This window comes from Moorena sp. (genome assembly GCF_982860115.1).
On sequence record NZ_CEYLVT010000172.1, the window covers coordinates 1 to 16,222 of the forward strand.

At 44.5% G+C, this 16,222-nt stretch carries 22 protein-coding genes and 1 pseudogene; 6 read left to right on the forward strand and 17 right to left on the reverse strand.

Translation table 11 applies throughout. The features are described 5' to 3' along the window. A partial coding sequence (locus AC4II3_RS23695; RefSeq protein ID WP_490722904.1) for a hypothetical protein occupies positions 1-203 on the forward strand: 203 nt, incomplete at its 5' end. Between the two features lie 64 nt (positions 204-267). Here AC4II3_RS23695 and AC4II3_RS23700 read toward each other — a convergent pair. Next, the gene (locus AC4II3_RS23700; protein WP_488029684.1) at positions 268-711 is read right to left on the reverse strand and encodes a VOC family protein; all 444 of its coding nucleotides are present in this window, start codon (positions 709-711) and stop codon (positions 268-270) included. Positions 712-825: 114 nt separating this feature from the next. Beyond that, a complete protein-coding gene (locus AC4II3_RS23705; protein ID WP_293084345.1) occupies positions 826-1,332 on the reverse strand; it encodes a TIGR02652 family protein in 507 nt (168 codons plus the stop codon). Positions 1,333-1,487: 155 nt separating this feature from the next. On the opposite strand from AC4II3_RS23705, the gene AC4II3_RS23710 reads away from it, so the two are divergent. Beyond that, complete coding sequence (locus AC4II3_RS23710; protein WP_488017139.1) at positions 1,488-2,039, forward strand: gamma carbonic anhydrase family protein; 552 nt, start codon at positions 1,488-1,490, stop codon at positions 2,037-2,039. A gap of 313 nt (positions 2,040-2,352) precedes the next feature. Here AC4II3_RS23710 and AC4II3_RS23715 read toward each other — a convergent pair whose 3' ends face one another. Continuing rightward, the gene (locus AC4II3_RS23715) at positions 2,353-2,493 is read right to left on the reverse strand and encodes a hypothetical protein (protein WP_488017137.1); all 141 of its coding nucleotides are present in this window, start codon (positions 2,491-2,493) and stop codon (positions 2,353-2,355) included. Positions 2,494-3,511: 1,018 nt separating this feature from the next. Between AC4II3_RS23715 and AC4II3_RS23720 the strand changes: the two genes are divergently transcribed. After that, positions 3,512-3,631 carry a photosystem II protein Y gene (locus AC4II3_RS23720; protein WP_293035713.1) on the forward strand — a complete coding sequence of 40 codons (120 nt, stop codon included), beginning with the start codon at positions 3,512-3,514 and terminating at the stop codon, positions 3,629-3,631. Positions 3,632-3,738: 107 nt separating this feature from the next. Here AC4II3_RS23720 and AC4II3_RS23725 read toward each other — a convergent pair whose 3' ends face one another. Further along, complete coding sequence (locus tag AC4II3_RS23725; RefSeq protein ID WP_488015608.1) at positions 3,739-4,644, reverse strand: LysR substrate-binding domain-containing protein; 906 nt, start codon at positions 4,642-4,644, stop codon at positions 3,739-3,741. Between the two features lie 126 nt (positions 4,645-4,770). Further along, positions 4,771-5,538: a beta-carboxysome assembly protein CcmO gene (gene ccmO, locus AC4II3_RS23730; protein ID WP_488015606.1), complete on the reverse strand. Its 768-nt coding sequence runs from the start codon at positions 5,536-5,538 to the stop codon at positions 4,771-4,773. Positions 5,539-6,006: 468 nt separating this feature from the next. Here ccmO and AC4II3_RS23735 point away from each other — a divergent pair, with 468 nt between their 5' ends. Continuing rightward, a complete protein-coding gene (locus AC4II3_RS23735) occupies positions 6,007-6,732 on the forward strand; it encodes a hypothetical protein (RefSeq protein ID WP_488015604.1) in 726 nt (241 codons plus the stop codon). A gap of 197 nt (positions 6,733-6,929) precedes the next feature. On the opposite strand, the gene AC4II3_RS23740 is transcribed toward AC4II3_RS23735, so the two are convergent. Further along, on the reverse strand, positions 6,930-7,259 hold the full coding sequence (locus AC4II3_RS23740) for a type II toxin-antitoxin system HicB family antitoxin (protein WP_293089580.1): 330 nt from the start codon (positions 7,257-7,259) through the stop codon (positions 6,930-6,932). Then, positions 7,249-7,506 carry a toxin HicA gene (locus AC4II3_RS23745; RefSeq protein ID WP_488015602.1) on the reverse strand — a complete coding sequence of 86 codons (258 nt, stop codon included), beginning with the start codon at positions 7,504-7,506 and terminating at the stop codon, positions 7,249-7,251. The genes AC4II3_RS23740 and AC4II3_RS23745 overlap by 11 nt, the downstream gene beginning before the upstream one ends. Positions 7,507-7,546: 40 nt before the next feature. Here AC4II3_RS23745 and AC4II3_RS23750 point away from each other — a divergent pair, with 40 nt between their 5' ends. Next, entirely contained in the window at positions 7,547-7,687 is a 141-nt protein-coding gene (locus tag AC4II3_RS23750; protein ID WP_488015600.1) for a hypothetical protein, read from the forward strand. Between the two features lie 66 nt (positions 7,688-7,753). Here AC4II3_RS23750 and AC4II3_RS23755 read toward each other — a convergent pair whose 3' ends face one another. From AC4II3_RS23755 to AC4II3_RS23800, 10 genes are all read right to left on the reverse strand, one after another. Next, positions 7,754-8,116 (reverse strand): hypothetical protein, encoded by a 363-nt coding sequence (locus AC4II3_RS23755; RefSeq protein WP_488015598.1) that lies wholly within the window; start codon positions 8,114-8,116, stop codon positions 7,754-7,756. Between the two features lie 290 nt (positions 8,117-8,406). After that, positions 8,407-8,676 (reverse strand): hypothetical protein, encoded by a 270-nt coding sequence (locus tag AC4II3_RS23760; protein WP_488015596.1) that lies wholly within the window; start codon positions 8,674-8,676, stop codon positions 8,407-8,409. A 34-nt stretch (positions 8,677-8,710) separates the two neighbouring features. Next, the gene (locus AC4II3_RS23765; RefSeq protein WP_267876342.1) at positions 8,711-8,845 is read right to left on the reverse strand and encodes a hypothetical protein; all 135 of its coding nucleotides are present in this window, start codon (positions 8,843-8,845) and stop codon (positions 8,711-8,713) included. Continuing rightward, on the reverse strand, positions 8,820-9,167 hold the full coding sequence (locus AC4II3_RS23770) for a hypothetical protein (RefSeq protein ID WP_488015594.1): 348 nt from the start codon (positions 9,165-9,167) through the stop codon (positions 8,820-8,822). Before AC4II3_RS23770 ends, AC4II3_RS23765 begins: the two co-directional genes overlap by 26 nt. A gap of 274 nt (positions 9,168-9,441) precedes the next feature. Continuing rightward, the gene (locus AC4II3_RS23775) at positions 9,442-9,768 is read right to left on the reverse strand and encodes a hypothetical protein (protein WP_488015592.1); all 327 of its coding nucleotides are present in this window, start codon (positions 9,766-9,768) and stop codon (positions 9,442-9,444) included. Continuing rightward, positions 9,749-9,952, reverse strand: coding sequence for a transposase (locus AC4II3_RS23780; protein WP_488015590.1), 204 nt, complete (start codon positions 9,950-9,952; stop codon positions 9,749-9,751). Before AC4II3_RS23780 ends, AC4II3_RS23775 begins: the two co-directional genes overlap by 20 nt. Before the next feature lie 166 nt (positions 9,953-10,118). Beyond that, on the reverse strand, positions 10,119-10,289 hold the full coding sequence (locus tag AC4II3_RS23785) for a hypothetical protein (protein ID WP_490722905.1): 171 nt from the start codon (positions 10,287-10,289) through the stop codon (positions 10,119-10,121). 708 nt (positions 10,290-10,997) lie between these two features. Further along, a complete protein-coding gene (locus tag AC4II3_RS23790; protein WP_488029615.1) occupies positions 10,998-11,948 on the reverse strand; it encodes a discoidin domain-containing protein in 951 nt (316 codons plus the stop codon). A gap of 689 nt (positions 11,949-12,637) precedes the next feature. Next, positions 12,638-13,615 (reverse strand): discoidin domain-containing protein, encoded by a 978-nt coding sequence (locus tag AC4II3_RS23795; RefSeq protein WP_488029616.1) that lies wholly within the window; start codon positions 13,613-13,615, stop codon positions 12,638-12,640. A gap of 248 nt (positions 13,616-13,863) precedes the next feature. Continuing rightward, the gene (locus AC4II3_RS23800; protein ID WP_488016192.1) at positions 13,864-15,384 is read right to left on the reverse strand and encodes a glycosyltransferase family 2 protein; all 1,521 of its coding nucleotides are present in this window, start codon (positions 15,382-15,384) and stop codon (positions 13,864-13,866) included. Positions 15,385-15,512: 128 nt separating this feature from the next. Here AC4II3_RS23800 and hemB point away from each other — a divergent pair. Beyond that, positions 15,513-16,145, forward strand: a pseudogene (gene hemB / locus AC4II3_RS23805) (porphobilinogen synthase); the annotation flags it as partial. Between the last annotated feature and the right edge of the window lie 77 nt (positions 16,146-16,222).

Here is a 16,222-nt window from a genome sequence, read left to right on the forward strand (position 1 = left end):
AGGGAACAGGGAACAGGGAACAGGGAACAGGGAACAGGGAACAGGGAACAGGAAAGAGTAACCCACCCCTAACCCCTCCCAGGAGGGTAAGAGGGAACAGGGCAAAATTTTTGTACCTCATTATGGTAAAAACAGCTAGACAGACTAGTAATTTTTTTTTCAGGGCATTCCTACTCCCGACTCCCTCGGTGCGCTTTCCGTAGGCGAATTAAATTCGCCACGGGTCGCACCGCTCCCGACTCCCGACTGCCTCAAACCGGTGTCTAGCTATGTCTGGGTTTTTAGCAGATACAAAAATTCCAACGGTAAACCATCAGTATCAGCGATAAAGGCTACCTCATAAACATGATTACCGATCATCTGTTGGGTAGGTTCCAACAGAACCTTCAACGGTTGAAACTGCTCTGGGTTCTGCTCAGAAGCCTCTTTAAAACTTTCTTTCAAGGACTCTAACCAACTTGGCAAGTCAGTAGCGCTATCAGTTAGGTCAAAAGATACGTGGTAATATCCCACATAATGCTCATCCCCAAAGGCATCTGGTGCTGGTAATGGTTCAGGAATTTGGATCAGTTCCAAGCGTCCCCCCAGTCCCTTCAGCCAACACGCTAGAGTCATGCCAGTAGTGAAGCGTTCACATACCGTGAATCCTAACTTCTCATAAAATGCGATCGCGCGATGAATATTGGCTGTGCGAATCGAAGCGTGATGCATGGGTTTTGTCCTTTGGCCTTTTTCCTTTACCCTTTGTTTTTTCTAACCAACAACAGATGTACTAAAATCACGTGATCACCAATCACTAATCACGTGGTGACCAATCACCAATCACTAAAACAATCGGAAATAAGGGTAGCGCACAGGTACCCCAGGTTCTTTTTCCAAATCAAAATTGATCACTTCCCAACAAGGTTCTTCCTCAGGTTCTGGGCTAAATTCTACCGGCAAGCCATACAACCTTGGTTTGCCTGACTCTGAGTTCCCTCGCCAGGGGGTACTGCGCTCTAGGTAGGCACTCACTAAATCCCGATAACGACTGGCAATAATTACCCGTGTTGCCCGATATCCTTCAGTGTATAACTTGTCTAGGGCTTCGTGAATCTCAAAGCGAATTCCATCAGGATGAGTGTGCTGTCGGTACCATTTATCTTGCCATAGACGCCAGTGACGCCCAGATTGTAAATGAATCAGTTCCCCAGTTTTTGGGTTGGCTTCAAACGCACCATGACGCGGACACAAGTAAGTGTCAGTCAACGTCAATGCCGGAATTATCTGACGGCAGTGAGGACATTTTATTTCTGAACCGAATATCGGGTACTGCAAGCTAGAATCAATCATTAAATGCTAGGGAGTGCCTTAGAGGTATATGCTATTACCTAATGGCTCCATCATTATAACTGGGTATTTATTAGTGTTGGTCTAAGTGACCCCACTGTAAAACCTATGTAAAACCTAAGGTATTAATTACCATTATCTCCCTATTCTGATTAATTGTGGATTATCCCCTACCTCAAACCCCAATACTGACATCTTTTTGGCCTCCCCCAGATCTTTCTCTTGCTGCCTTTGTTGCCCCTAATGCTGTAGTTATGGGTCAGGTGTCCGTAGCTGCAGGAGTTAGCATTTGGTATGGTGCTGTAGTCAGAGGTGATGTGGAGCGCATTGAGATTGGCGATCGCACTAATATTCAAGATGGCGCAATTTTGCACGGAGATCCCGGCAAGCCAACAGTTTTAGAAGACCATGTCACTGTTGGTCATCGCGCTGTAATTCATTCAGCATATATTGAACAGGGTAGCTTGATTGGTATTGGAGCAGTGGTACTCGATGGGGTTCGTGTCGGTCATGGTAGTATCGTGGGCGCTGGAGCTGTGGTTAGTAAAGACGTTCCTCCCCTGTCCCTGGTAGTCGGTGTCCCTGCCAAAAAATTACGGGATCTTTCGGAGGCTCAAGCCGCTGAACTGATTGAACATGCACGGCACTATGAAAAGTTGGCTCTAGTTCATGCAGGTAAAGGCACAGATTTAGGATTTAGTTTAATATAATACTTCCCTGCCGTTGCCCGAAACCCGGAACAGGGAACGTCCAATCAGGCAACAGTGGACAATAATTGAGAAAAACATTATTACAAAAGCCCTGTATCGCTTTTTCCCGATTCCTTACCAATTAGTCAATTGTGGGGATTTTTGATTAAGTTTGGTTAGGTTTATCCAAGAAGCGTCCAAGGTCTTGAAAAAATGGGTGATCAGGTTACTGAAAAATTAACTAAAAAAAATGGTTCTTCAGTACCTGCTATGCTAAATTTCCACTTAAAAAAACTCAAAAAGCTCACTGTGTAAAGGGTATGAGGCTATTTAACTAATCAAATTTTCTGAATACAGCCTCTTCCCCCTGCTCCGTTCGCGTAGCGTGGCCTACGGCCTCAGTCCCTGCTCCGAAGTCCCTTTGCCAAGCGATGCAGCGCCGCCAAAGGGGATTTCCCCCATGACCGCGCTGCATCAAGAAAGTGTTGATTTAGCATAACAAGTACGGAAGAGCCAAAAAAATTGACCCATAGGTGCGACTATATATTTGACACTCCCCGCCCTATAAGGAAGGGGATTCTCACTTCAAAGAGCTGCCTTGCCTAACCAGGCCGGAGCCAGGAAAGGTAGAGGGCAATTCTCCATGAGCGTGTTTGGTCTATGACCTAGGTTTCGGTGTGCCCCACCGTACCTTGTCTTGATGCAGTCGCAAATGGGGGGAACCCCCATTTGCGACTGCATCGCTTTTTTTATATAGATAGATACTTTTTTTTATCTAAACTTTTCATAGACGTTTAAGTCGTTAGACCAAATTACGCAATATGTATCTGATACATATTTTTTACGTTGCCTACTTATGGTTAGATAGTATTTATCTAGTTTTTTAGTCTGTTGTTTAGACTTTGAGGCTAGCATACCTAGTACAAACTGTCAAGGGCATTGTTTAAAAAAAAAGCCGTCCTATAAGGACGGGGCGCGATTACCCAAATTTTTTCGTAAAAACACGGAAAAACGCGGGAGCTTGGTAGCCCGGTGATTTTAATCCGGGCAGGAAACGCGACGCGGCAGTTTTAACTGCCGTCATGAAAGCTAAACTGGTAAAGTGAGTAATGGTAAACGCCTACGTTATGAAGCGATTCTAGTACCGGAGAAATGCCGACCCTGGCCAAAATGCCACGCTACGCGAACAAAGATTGCATTGCGTTATTCCTCAGGTGCGCTTTCCGTCGGCGAATTAAATTCGCCACGGGTCTGACCTCTTGTGAACGGGTAAATAATTGCTGATCGCAGAGCTTACCCCACTGGCAAGCGTGGTAGTACCTAGAAAGCATAACCAACAAAAAATTAGCGGGAACCCTTGGCATTGACCAAGTGGAACTCAGTAGGGGCGCATTGACTACGCCTGTAAGATTCGATTGCGGATTCTTAACTAATCCCCGCGTCTAATGACCGGGGAGTTTCAATTCAAGCATTATAGGGAGGACACTAGAACCATGGATTTACGTCTATTAATAGTCTTATTGCCTTTACTCCTAGCACTAGGCTGGGTAGCTTACAATATTGGTGCGATCGCTCTCAAACAAGCTCAAAATTATTTGAATAAATCTCAATAAATCGCACGTCAACGAATAGAGCAATAGTAGCTTTGCACAAAAGCACAATAGCCAGCTGTTCCCTCAAAAGGAGGATACAGCTGGTTTGCTTGCGCTATTGAGCAATGTTATTTTTCGCAAATTAGTGGCTCTGAACCCAATAGATAATCTAGAAAAGTACCAGCAACAATCGATAGTTGTTTGCTACGTGGATAGACAGCATACCAGTAACGCTCGATGGGAAAGTGTTCTACATCCAAAACCACCAGCTCAGAGTTAACCCCTTCGAGGACTAAGGTATGACGAGATAATATAGAAATTCCTAACCCCCCTGCGATCGCTTGCTTGATTGCCTCATTACTCCCCAAATCCAGCCGCACCTTTGGGGAAATCTGGTGGTGATCGAACAGTTTTTGTACAGCTTTGCGTGTTCCCGAACCAGGCTCCCTCATAATAAAGGTTTCTTGAGCTATACGCTTGAGGGGGATATTTTTTTCCTGAGCTAGAGGATGATCGACCCGTGCGATCACAACCAGGGGGTTTTCTTGGACTGGTTTATAGCAGGTCTCCTGGTTTTCCGGAAGCTGACTCATAATGTATAGGTCATCTAGATTATCACTGAGACGACCAAGGATGTATTCGTGGTTGGTGACTTGGAGAGAAATATCAATGCCTGGATAACGCTGGCAAAACGGACCTAGTAAACGAGGAATAAAATATTTCGCAGTTGTAATCACTGCTAAGCGCAGACGCCCCTGTTTTAAACCTTTGAGATCTGCCACTTTCATCTCAAACTGGTCTAAATTCTCAAAGATATCCCGGCAGGTTTTAACTAGTTCCTCACCAACCTGGGTCAGGTAGATGCGCTTACCTACCTGGTCAAACAGAGGCATACCAACAACTTTGGTTAGCTGCTTCACCTGCATAGAGACAGTGGGTTGGGTGAGAAACAGTTCCTCTGCAGCTCGTGTAAAGCTGTGGTGCCGAGCGACTGCTTCAAAGACCCTTAACTGATGCAATGTGGCTTGCTTCAATGATATTACTCCTATAAGGATATAGATCTTAGTCTTTGACAGTCTTTAACGTCAGGAGTAGGGAGTGGGGAATGGGGAAAAGAGAGTTTCATGGTGTTCATGGTGGACTTTTTTCCATGGTAGCTATTATGAATCTTTGGTACGTATGGGTAAGTTTCTTAAATCTGGTAGTTCTACAAGTTCTTTTTCTGCTTCCTTTACATTAACTGGTATTCTCAACGGTTGTGGTTGCTCCTCAATCAGGCAAGTCGCTACTGGCAAGCTTTTCTCTAAATCTTCAAGAGGTCTAGGAATCACTGTCACAGCGGTTAGTTCACCAATACGCTGGGCTTCAGCCATTCCAACTTGTAAAGCAACGGCTACATCTGCCACACGACCCCGAATAATGGCAGTACATAAACCCGCCCCAATGGTTTCGTAGGCAGTAAGCTGTACATTGGCAGCTTTGAGCATGGCATCCGAGGCCCCAACCATTGCGGGCAATCCCCTGGTTTCTAAAAGACCTAGGGCATGATTACTGACCCGGCTACGATGATTTTGATTAACTTGATCGAGTAGGTGAACACCGATGGGAAATATCACTTCCAGGTTCGGAAGTGGTCGCGCAATGATTGTCGAAGACAGCAACTCACCCTCTCGTTGAGCATAATCCTTACCCGATTCCACAGCAATTCTGACCTCAGCGATCGCTCCCCGCACAATGGCAGTGCAGTGACCACTACCAGTTTTTTCATAACCCACAAGGGTAACTTCTGCTGACTTGAGCATGGCGTCAGCAGTACTAACAATCACTGGAAAACTTAGAGTAGAGACTAAACCTAGGGAGGCTTGGTTAAACCGTTTTCTTTTTCTCAAGGGATCGTCAGGGGCAAGCCCAGGTTTGTATAACTCCATCAGACAGAAGACCTCTCTTTGGTTGTCGGCTGTTAATTGTTGGCTTATATCAAGTTTAGAAAGTTAAGTGTTCAGCAGAAACCTACAAAGGTCAATCAAGAAGCAGCTCATGCCATTGGACTAGATGATTGGCATGGGTTTTGTCTGGGAGTAGTGTGCCGACCACCGGTATGATCTAGCATTTCTCAAATAGGTGAGGTAGACAGTCGTAGGGTTGCGCGGGAGTCGGAACCCACCCTTAACCCCTCCCAGGAGGGGAACAGGAGTCGGGAGTCGGAAAAAATCCTGTTTACCTCATTACTATGAGAACAGGTATAACTATAATTTATGACTACAATTAATTATATTAATAAAACTGTAGGCGAAACTGCTATGACAACTAACTATAAAGCGTCACATTGAGGCATATAGGGTGGCTGTTGGCTTTACAGTCGCAACTTGTGTCGTTCTAGTGATGGAGCCGTCACCATGAGTAGTCTATCTGAACTTCAAAGCCGAAAACTTGGATTCATCGAATTAATCTCAATGGGGTTTGATGTTTATCTAAAAAACTTGAAGCCTATCCTACTGTTGTTTTGTACAATCTATTTGCCTTTGCTGATAATTTTATCAGCTTTAAACCCTGAAAAACAAAATAACCCTTCAGGATTATTTCTGGCCTTTTTTATAGTTTTTTCGATGGTTGTAGCTTTAGTAGGTTTCATTTACTATATAGCCCTAGCCCTGATTACAGAAAATTATCTTCATGGAAGAGATACCAGTTATCAGAGTGCAGTCCAAAAAATAGTTTCAAATTTACTTCCTCTACTTGGCTTGGTTTTGATATTTAGTATTAACTATTTTATCCGATTTATGCTACTTATAATCCCAGGTATAGTTTATACGGTAAATAATCAATACTATGGGCTAACTTGTATTCTGCGAGACCAAAGGGGAAAAGACGCTTTCGATTACAGTCGCTCACGAGTTGAAGGCAATTGGTGGAAAGTATTCTTCTTCATTTTTCTAGGTGGCTTGATTGCTTTAGCCTTACAATTTATCTTGAATAGTGTCTTAACTAGTATTCCTTTTATGAAAAATTTTTGGGGTGATTTACTTTCAGTAATTTTACCCCAATTTATCGTAATCGGGATTACCATTGGTAATATACTTCTATTTCTTAACTTAGATTATCAGAAAAGTTTGGATAGCTGATTAAATGGGAAGCATTCATAGGCTAGGTCAAGCCGGTGACTTAAAACAAAGTTCTGTATTCGTCTAAATAACCGTCGTAGTACAATTCTTCTTCTTCAAGGCAATCTGAAGTATCGACAGTCGTCTTTTGTGTTAAGTCTATTCCGTGATACTCTTCCTCTAGTTTTTTTCATCTCTTCAATATGATGCTCGAATCCCTAGCTACATAGCTTCAAACTTATGTAACGGTTAAGACTTACTCCAGACTCAGCGGCTTTTATTGCCAATGAACGATGTTGCTCCGGTGGAATTCGTATTTGAAATTTACCACTATATTTTTTCTCGGCAAGAGGTTGTGGAATAGCTTCTCCAGAGGTTTCCATGTCTTCGAGGACTTCTGCGACTAAATTACTAATGCCTTCTAAAGCAGCTACCAGAGATGTGTCAAGGTGAGATAGACTGGGAAATTCTGCACACAATCCCACAAACTCCCCGTCTTCTTTTGACCATGTAATGCTGTAAGTATAGTGTTGGTGATTAACTTTCATTACTGTCCTCCAACTTCTCAATAGCCTCTAAGACTTGACGAACTTGATAAACTTTAGCCTTTCCACTCTTTCCCTTTTGAATATTGACACGAGGATTCCCTTTCCACGGCGTCTTATAAACAAGGTGAGAGGTTTTGTTGTGCCTAGCTTCACCAAAATAATGAGTACAGACTTTAACTAAATCAGCAAAACGAACATCACAGGGGTTATGCCGCATAGCGGCAACAATATCGTTTATTCGAGCCATCTGTTCACCCATAGTATCATTATTGATACTATAATGGTCAATGTCAAGACAACTTCCGAATGCCAACTTAACCCTCTTGTGTCACAATCGAGGGAATGTAAGCATTCAGCTAAAGACCTTGGCCTATGGCCACGCTACGCGAATGGCCACGCTACGCGAACAGTGGTCAGCCGTCAGCTAATCAACGGGAGGTAGTAAACAAAGTTATGGGCTGGTACAGCTGCTTGAAAATCCCTGCTGGTTTTGCTCATTGAGCCTCAGTTTTCTTTAGCTTCAAAAATGCCCTAGCTTTGGCGATTCTGATAATATGCTCTAAATATTGATAATGTTGCCAGAGCTGTTCTTCTGCTGGAGTCAAACCCACTGTCCGATTTTTCTCTAAGAGGATAGATAGCTGAGATGGTAAGGCTTCTGAGGGCCGTAGAGCAATAATAGCTGATTCTGTAGGGAGACTTGCCAAAAATTCCAAAACTTCAGCCATACCGGAAAAACCTTCTTGAGGAATAGCATTAAATTCTCGCAATCCTAAGGTTAGGATTTCAGGTAGCTGATCACAAAAGGGTTGAAGCTGAGTTACTACTTCATCAGGTAGATCAAAGGTAACTTCCATGGGCTTTTGTTTCTATGATTGTTATGGCGTTACATCCATTATAGTGATTCAATCATGGATGTAGGACTCAATTAAAATCTAATAGTTGTAGATTTTACCATGGGAGTATTAATCCTAGGATAAGCCATCCCATTACTGATAATTTAAAGAGGTGCGTTACACTTTGTGATGCTGGTGGCGAAATATTGTGCAACAGTACTTTATAGTACTTAATATTGTGGTTAACATTAGCCTGGGACAGTATTTAGAGCTCATTGGTAGAAATGCGAGTAGCAGCGAGAGGAATCCCTTTAACCCAAGCAAACAGACGCGCTTTGATTGATAGCCGTTGCAGTTATGACATGTTGCAAATGGGTTTTGGCTAGTCCAAGGGTAGCGGCTGTGTCGGATACCAAAGCCAGTAACAGCTTGAGAAATCGTTCCTTCAATCCCTGCCCGGAGGCCGTAATATTCCCACCATTGTGGTGAGGCTTGCTGCTGACGGGCTTGTAGTAAAGCAAGTTGGCTGAGCTATAGGTTGTAAGGTCAAAGTCCGGGGAGCCTTGGGGGAGCGAGTACACAACTCTCGTACGGGACAATCAAGGGCATATGGATTTAGCAAACTCGATGGGTTTTAATGGGCGTATCTCGACGATGATCAAGACGTTCTCGCCAAGTGCGGCTTTGATGTCCCTCAGGACAAGTGACCTGGTGATTCTGCCAGTCAATCACATGCGCGAGAACAGTCATAGGCATCTTCACGAGTCGCTTGCCAACTGGTGTCTGGCCTAACAGGTCCAATTAGCTCAATGCCATAATCGTTAAGGCTTGTGACGAGCAGCTGCGCATCTACATAGCCTGCATCCACAAAATGTTGGCTCGGTAACAAAGATTTTTGTGCTAAAGCCTGATGAATAATAGCAGTTTGTTCTACATCTTGGACTTGAGCTGGAGTGGTTTCGACATGAGTAATCAAGTGAACTTGATCCGTTTCACAGGTTTCACGCTTCTTGTACCTTATATCCAGTCCAAGACTTTGAGCGCTTCGTCCCAACCCGAGCATCACTTTCATAGGGGGAACTCAAACGCTCTCCGGGGGATGGCATGTCTTTGAGTGGGCGGAGTTTGATATGTCCGTGGGTCTTCATAATACTGATAGACCCAATATTGACGCAGTTGTTCAACCTTGGGTAAACGGCGTAGGTACTTTGGGGTTCCCTCAAGCCACAGACACAAAGCGCAATTTCATCCCGTCACGGCCAATTTGCTCCCCTAAGGCAGTGCTTATGAGCTGCTTTTTGGGGAGACGATAATCGTCTATGACTTTACCATAACGCTCAAACCACTCAGGGTCTACCCAACGCAAGCAACCAGTCTGGTTTGGTCAGGGCAATTTCATTGAGTGTCGCTCTGAGCATTTCCCCGACCGCTTCAAGACGGTTCAATTCTCGCAGGGTTGCGAGCACTTGGGTTGAGTCACTGCGTTGTTTAACTCTATCCTTAATCCATCCCCCTGCTTTGAGTTGGCTGAGTAACTGATTTAATAGTCTGTCTCCTGCACCTCCGTCTACCAAACGATTGCGAAATTCACGCTTGCCTGTATGGTCAAAGCCACTATCTTCGTTCCTCCAAACCCAAGGCATATTTCCTGTTCTACCGACCTCTGACTGCATCTGCCGCCTGACGGTCTGGTAAGTTTTCCAGAAATTGCATCACGCTGACCAGGGCTAATTGTCCTGCACTAATCCCTGGCTTTCCCTGGCTGCTATACAAGTCCGCAAAGTATTGATCGTGATAAATCTCTCCGAGTTCATCCCTGAGCCAGATATAAAGGTTCCGATACTTTTTAGCTACCAAAATCTACCAAAGGCGGATCTTGGCTCACTAATGCAAGCTGCTCTCGCAGCCAGGGGGTATCTCCCAAGGCTAAACCCAGACGAAGCCCGGCTTAGCGCATAAATGAAACTCCACTCTGGACAATTAACGTAACTACCAAAACCTTGGTTATCGGCTTTAATTTAAGTTACAAAGTATCTTTAATGGAATTAAATCTATGCTTAAAGTCTAACTCATCTTTGTAGATATTGCAATGTTTTTGTAGAAAATAACCAACAGCAGCTAGCCCTTGGGGAAATGCTGCTAGGGCTACCCGACGAGTAAGCTTAAGGAACACTGGCACCGATGGGCTTGACATCAAGCATTGCTCTTTCTCCTCTTAGTTCCCAACTCTAACCATATCGTCAATGCTTTTACTCATTTTTTTGTTAAGCAATATTTCGCCACCAGCATCGTCCCGTAACGCACCGCCAATCTGGCACCATTGGTAACTAGTTTTGGCAAAAATGTCGCACTCAAGGAGCAGGGGATCTAGAACCGAGTTGATTTTGTTCTTATTTTTTGCTACCATTTTATAATGGTAAACAAATGAACGGTCTCGTAAACTTTTGAACCATTTTTAATCTCCCTAATTCGATCTGAACTTGTTGTACGAACGATAAATCTCAACAAAATCTACGATGCTTGCAACACCTTCTGTTACTCAATGAATACGGAAAAACTCAGGAAAGGTTCAGTTTGCATCAACTTCACTGAAAATCAATCTGTATTTTGAGCGATCTAAAATTATCATGAATAGAATAACATCATGAATGGAAGATACAAAACAACATAATGGTTCCTGATACTGTAAAACTCCCGTAAACCTGGGTTCACCAGGGTAAAGCTATTCCCCAGACACAGGTTAAGCTAAATACTTGGTTCGGTGAACCCTGCACAAAACAAACGATCTACCTCCTCGGTCAAATGGACGATCGAAACTCTCCAAAAAACAAACGATCGCCCACCTTAGGTTGAGATGGACGATCGCAAATCCTTTAATCAAACCAACTTCAAACTGTTAGCTCTAGTTAGGGGAGACAAGGAGAGAAATCCCACCCGTGTTGTTACTGGGATTAGAATCATTGAGATAGAACAACACCTCAGTTTCTTCCTCCAGCAAAAGGGTTTGATCCGCAGGCTTGTTCTCAGGCCGTGAAGCATATTCCTTACAGGCATAGAAAGCCGTTTCAGGAACCTCGGTGTAGGTCGTACCATAGTAGTAGTAGCGATTGATCCAACCATCATACTTACAGGTCCCATCAAGGCGACAGCCAGCTAGGGGCGTATCGGCTTTGTAGACCCAAGCGTCATACTCGGCACCTTCGGTGTCGCTGCCAATCAGACTAATGGTGTAGCTACCAGGAAAGAGAGTTCGCGTAACGGCGGTGTCTTTGTTGTAGTTTTCTGTGGCGGAGATATTAACGATCGTCTCACGACTACTCTCAGCACCGTACACTTCTATCTCATCAACTGTGAACCAACCGTTGACATTAGGTGTACGGATCCGAACATAACGTCCAAAGTGGTCTACAGCAAAAACGCCTGGGCCGGTGGCAATCACGCCATCGAAGAAGGTTTGCCAGCCCCCCTGGTTTGCCTGTGCTCTGTCCTCTTCTATAGAAGAAGTGCTTGAAAACGGCTGGTCTGAAATGAGCAGATCAAAATTGGTTAGAGCGTTGCGGTAACCATGTTCTGGCAAAAGTTCAATGCGATCAATATAGTAGCTGTCTCCTAAATCAACTTGTAGCCATTGATCACCGCTAGCCTGAGCACTGCAATAGTATCTACTTGTACCGCCATCTACAGCATAGCTGGGAGCTAAGCTGCCATATGTGGTACGGCTCGTAGCCGTTTTCTGCAGAGCTAAGTTTGTGAAGTCGTCAGCTGCATAGGCATTGCCGAAACCACCTATAGGAATCCATAACAGAGCTGCTAAGATAAAGCAGATGAACGGTCTCGTAAATTTTTGAACCATTTTTAATCTTCCTGATATTATTCAGAACTTGTTGCACCAACAATAAATCTCAATAAAACCTATGATGTTTGCAACACCTTAGGTTACTCAATGAATGCGGAAAGACCCAGGAAAGATGCAGTTTACATCAGCTTCCTGAAAATCAATCTATGTTCTGAGTGATCTAAAATTATCATGATATAGAATAACATCATGAATGGAAGATACAAAACAACATAATGGTTCCCATAAATGTTGAATGTCGTAATAAAATTTTACATAGAGAGATATAATTCTCCTATCAATGATCCAATTGTCAACATTTCATATGGTTTCTAGTACTGTAAAATTGTAGTAAACCTGGGTTCGCCAGGGTAAAGCCTGGTTGACTGACAAAAGATCATGGCTTTTGTTGGGTTGAGGCAACGAAACCCAACACCAGTCAGGCTTTTGTTGGGTTACGCTATCGCTAACCCAACCTACGGGAGAATCAGCATTTCAAGGGTTTTGTCAGTCAATCAGGGGTAAAGCTATTCCCCAGACACAGGTTAAGCTAAATACTTGGTTCGGTGAACCCTGCACAAAACAAACGATCTACCTCCTCGGTCAAATGGACGATCGAAACTCTCCAAAAAACAAACGATCGCCCACCTTAGGTTGAGATGGACGATCGCAAATCCTTTAATCAAACCAACTTCAAACTGTTAGCTCTAGTTAGGGGAGACAAGGAGAGAAATCCCACCCGTGTTGTTACTGGGATTAGAATCATTGAGATAGAACAACACCTCAGTTTCTTCCTCCAGCAAAAGGGTTTGATCCGCAGGCTTGTTCTCAGGCCGTGAAGCATATTCCTTACAGGCATAGAAAGCCGTTTCAGGAACCTCGGTGTAGGTCGTACCATAGTAGTAGTAGCGATTGATCCAACCATCATACTTACAGGTCCCATCAAGGCGACAGCCAGCTAGGGGCGTATCGGCTTTGTAGACCCAAGCGTCATACTCGGCACCTTCGGTGTCGCTGCCAATCAGACTAATGGTGTAGCTACCAGGAAAGAGAGTTCGCGTAACGGCGGTGGCTTTGCTGTAGTTTTCTGTGGCGGAGATATTAACGATCGTCTCAGGACTACTCTCAGCACCGTACACTTCTAGCTCTATAATAGATAGGCATTGTTGGATATCGGGTACACGTAGGCGAACATAACGTCCAAAGTGACCCACATTAAAAACGAGTGGATTGCCAGTGCTCACATCCTCGATCAAGGTCTTCCAGCCTCCTTGATTTGTCTGCTCTATATCTGCTTCAAGGGAGGAATTACAGGGAAATGGCTGGTCTGAAATCAAGATAAAACCATTGAGTAGCTCATTCGTGTTTGTGGATCGGGTATCTGGATAAACTTCAAGTCGATCGATATATTGCGTATCCTCTAGGTCAATTTGCAGCCATTGATCAGCACCACTATTAGAAAGACTGACGTAAAATTGGCCGATCTGTGTTGTGAATAGACCATCCACAGCTTTACTGCCACCATAAGTAGCAAAATTATTACTGTACGCAGTACGGCTAGTGGCTGATTTATTCAGCGCTACGTTTGTGAATTCTTCAGCCGCATAGGCATTACCACCCACGGGAATCCATAGTAGGGCCGCTAAGAGAAAGCAGATGAACGGCCGCGTAAACTTTTGAACCATTATTAAATTAATCTCTGTGATACTATCTTGAACTTGTTGTAGCAAAAACAATCTACGACTCTACCAGGGGAACCTAACATCACTCAAAGAAGTCTGTATTTTGAGTAATTGAACAGTATCATGAATCGAGAAGAGAAACCAACATAAATTCCTGCTGTCGCACCATCAATAATGGTGAAAATTCACTAACCCAAGCAAAACCAACCCAAACATCGGTACTCAAGCTTAAGGTTGGTTTAAGCTTTCCCTTAAGTTTGCTCTTCTCCCTTAACAAAAACCTGACGCAACCCCTGGGGAACCAACTCACCAAACGCCTCAATACCCACCACCCAAAGTAAATAAACCCCCAAACTCGCAGTGGTGGCCAAGGGAATAAAATGGGCATTGGGAAGATTGGCCAAACAGAAGATTAACGTGAGGGCCTCAACCACAATCAAGCCTCGGAAGATGACAAAGCGCTGGGACTTGGTGGAACTGCCACTGGGTATCCAGGCCTCCGTTTGTTGTCGAATTAAATCAATGTAGGCCACCATATAAGCAAAGCGAAAAACCGTAGCGGACTTTAACGGTGCAATACCCCAACTGGCATGGTTCCAATTGGGCATAATGATATATTGCAACAACACCTGGGGTAGCCAAATATAGAGGTTGTACCATTTTACATCCGCCGACAAAAAGAAAATCATCGTAATAATTTGGGCGGCATAAACAATCGAACCGGATGCCATCAAAGGGTAATAGGATACTCCTGATACATAGGCCAACTTAAGGTGTAAGGGTAAAGGGGCTTGCCAAAAAAACTGGGAGGTTACTAACTTTGAACTGCCACTGCACCAACGGTAATGTTGTTTGAACAGTCCTTCGATCGAATCAGGACAAAGCCCCTTGGCAAAAATCAAGGGTAAAAACTTAATTTTCCAGCCATTTTGGATCAAATTATAGCCATTATGTACATCCTCAGAAGCCGGAACCAGATAAAAGCCACCACATTGTTCTAGGGCTTCACGACGATATAAGGCATTGGTGCCCACACAAATACAACTGCCATTGATGCGATCTCGGGCCGGCTGAATTGCTCGATAAAACACCTCTTGACAATAGGCCGCTCCACGAGCGACCCAAGGCAAAGGTCCTTGAGAATCAAAATATTGTGGGGTTTGGAGAATTGCAATTTTGTGATCATTTTCCATCCAGGGCACAATCTGTTGTAGCATATCCGGTGCCGCCACAAAATCCGCATCCAATACCAACATATATTTGCCCGTCGTCTGCCCCAGAGCATATTGCATATTTCCGGATTTGGTCATATAACCCCGATTAGGCCGACAGATATAGGTGATGCCATGGGCTTGGGCCAAAGCTTCCACCTCCGCACTCGCCCCATCATCTAAACAATAGATTGAGAGATTGGGATAGGTCATCTGCTTAGCATGGGCAAACGTATTGCGAATCACATCCAAATCTTCATTACAACAGGGAATACAAAGATCCACAGGCGGCACTGTTTGGGCTGCTGCAGCCAAGATTTGTAAATGCTCTTCTAACTTAAAGGGACAAGCCGCCAAAACCAAACCAAAATGCATTGTAATCCAAGCGGTTTCTAACAGCAAATAGAGGAGGTAAGGCCACTGGTTTGTATGGGTCAAATACCATACTCCTGAAGCGGTGGTGAGGGCCCAACCGAAAAGTCCAGGCCAAACCCACCAACAGCAGGGATTTATATAAAGATTACGTTCGGTTAAGGTTGGGGGTTGGGGTAGGTATGTCATAGTTCATGTCCGAACCAGGGATAGAAATTACAGCGGATGCTACATAACTGACATCAAACCAAACCATACCAGGATCGATTTGTAAACAACCCAGACTTTAACTTTAATTCATACACATTGATGAAGTGAGTTATAACCCCAACGGCTTAATTCCCCGTGTGGTACGTGCCATTAAACAAGCCGTCCCTGATATCCTGGTCATCACTGATGTGGCCCTCGATCCCTACAGCAGTGAGGGCCATGACGGCATTGTGGAGGATGGCATCATTCTCAATGACGAAACCGTCGCCGTGCTCACCAAACAGGCCCTCGCCCAAGCAGAAGCTGGAAGTGATTTTGTTGCTCCGTCGGATATGATGGATGGCCGAGTCGGGGCAATTCGTCAGGCATTGGATGGGGCTGGTTGGATCAATGTGGGAATCCTGGCCTACTCCGCCAAATATGCCTCTGCCTACTATGGTCCGTTTCGAGATGCCCTGGATTCAGCACCCAAGTTTGGTGACAAGAAGACCTATCAAATGGATGCGGCCAATTCAAGGGAAGCGATTAAAGAAGTGGAACTGGATATTGCCGAGGGGGCCGACATTGTCATGGTTAAACCCGCTTTAGCTTATCTGGATATCATTTGCGAAATTAAACAGCACACCGATGTACCCGTTGCAGCCTACAATGTCAGCGGTGAATACGCTATGATTAAGGCCGCTGGGGAACGGGGTTGGATTGATGAGCAAAAAGTAATGTTGGAAACTCTGACCAGCTTGTAGGGTGCGTTAGGCAGAGCCGGATGCTGCTGGCGAATTCCTGAAACCCTTATTATGCCGTAATCCGCTCCCCTGTA

Excerpts from the sequence above, each read along its gene's own strand:
- AC4II3_RS23700 (WP_488029684.1), bottom strand. The coding sequence starts at position 711 with ATGCATCACGCTTCGATTCGCACAGCCAATATTCATCGCGCGATCGCA.
- AC4II3_RS23705 (WP_293084345.1), bottom strand. The coding sequence starts at position 1,332 with ATGATTGATTCTAGCTTGCAGTACCCGATATTCGGTTCAGAAATAAAA.
- AC4II3_RS23715 (WP_488017137.1), bottom strand. The coding sequence starts at position 2,493 with ATGCAGCGCGGTCATGGGGGAAATCCCCTTTGGCGGCGCTGCATCGCT.
- AC4II3_RS23720 (WP_293035713.1), top strand. The coding sequence starts at position 3,512 with ATGGATTTACGTCTATTAATAGTCTTATTGCCTTTACTCCTAGCACTA.
- ccmO (WP_488015606.1), bottom strand. The coding sequence starts at position 5,538 with ATGGAGTTATACAAACCTGGGCTTGCCCCTGACGATCCCTTGAGAAAA.
- AC4II3_RS23735 (WP_488015604.1), top strand. The coding sequence starts at position 6,007 with ATGAGTAGTCTATCTGAACTTCAAAGCCGAAAACTTGGATTCATCGAA.
- AC4II3_RS23740 (WP_293089580.1), bottom strand. The coding sequence starts at position 7,259 with ATGAAAGTTAATCACCAACACTATACTTACAGCATTACATGGTCAAAA.
- AC4II3_RS23745 (WP_488015602.1), bottom strand. The coding sequence starts at position 7,506 with ATGGCTCGAATAAACGATATTGTTGCCGCTATGCGGCATAACCCCTGT.
- AC4II3_RS23750 (WP_488015600.1), top strand. The coding sequence starts at position 7,547 with ATGTCAAGACAACTTCCGAATGCCAACTTAACCCTCTTGTGTCACAAT.
- AC4II3_RS23755 (WP_488015598.1), bottom strand. The coding sequence starts at position 8,116 with ATGGAAGTTACCTTTGATCTACCTGATGAAGTAGTAACTCAGCTTCAA.
- AC4II3_RS23765 (WP_267876342.1), bottom strand. The coding sequence starts at position 8,845 with ATGACTGTTCTCGCGCATGTGATTGACTGGCAGAATCACCAGGTCACT.
- AC4II3_RS23770 (WP_488015594.1), bottom strand. The coding sequence starts at position 9,167 with ATGAAAGTGATGCTCGGGTTGGGACGAAGCGCTCAAAGTCTTGGACTG.
- AC4II3_RS23775 (WP_488015592.1), bottom strand. The coding sequence starts at position 9,768 with ATGCAGTCAGAGGTCGGTAGAACAGGAAATATGCCTTGGGTTTGGAGG.
- AC4II3_RS23785 (WP_490722905.1), bottom strand. The coding sequence starts at position 10,289 with ATGTCAAGCCCATCGGTGCCAGTGTTCCTTAAGCTTACTCGTCGGGTA.
- AC4II3_RS23790 (WP_488029615.1), bottom strand. The coding sequence starts at position 11,948 with ATGGTTCAAAAATTTACGAGACCGTTCATCTGCTTTATCTTAGCAGCT.
- AC4II3_RS23795 (WP_488029616.1), bottom strand. The coding sequence starts at position 13,615 with ATGGTTCAAAAGTTTACGCGGCCGTTCATCTGCTTTCTCTTAGCGGCC.
- AC4II3_RS23800 (WP_488016192.1), bottom strand. The coding sequence starts at position 15,384 with ATGACATACCTACCCCAACCCCCAACCTTAACCGAACGTAATCTTTAT.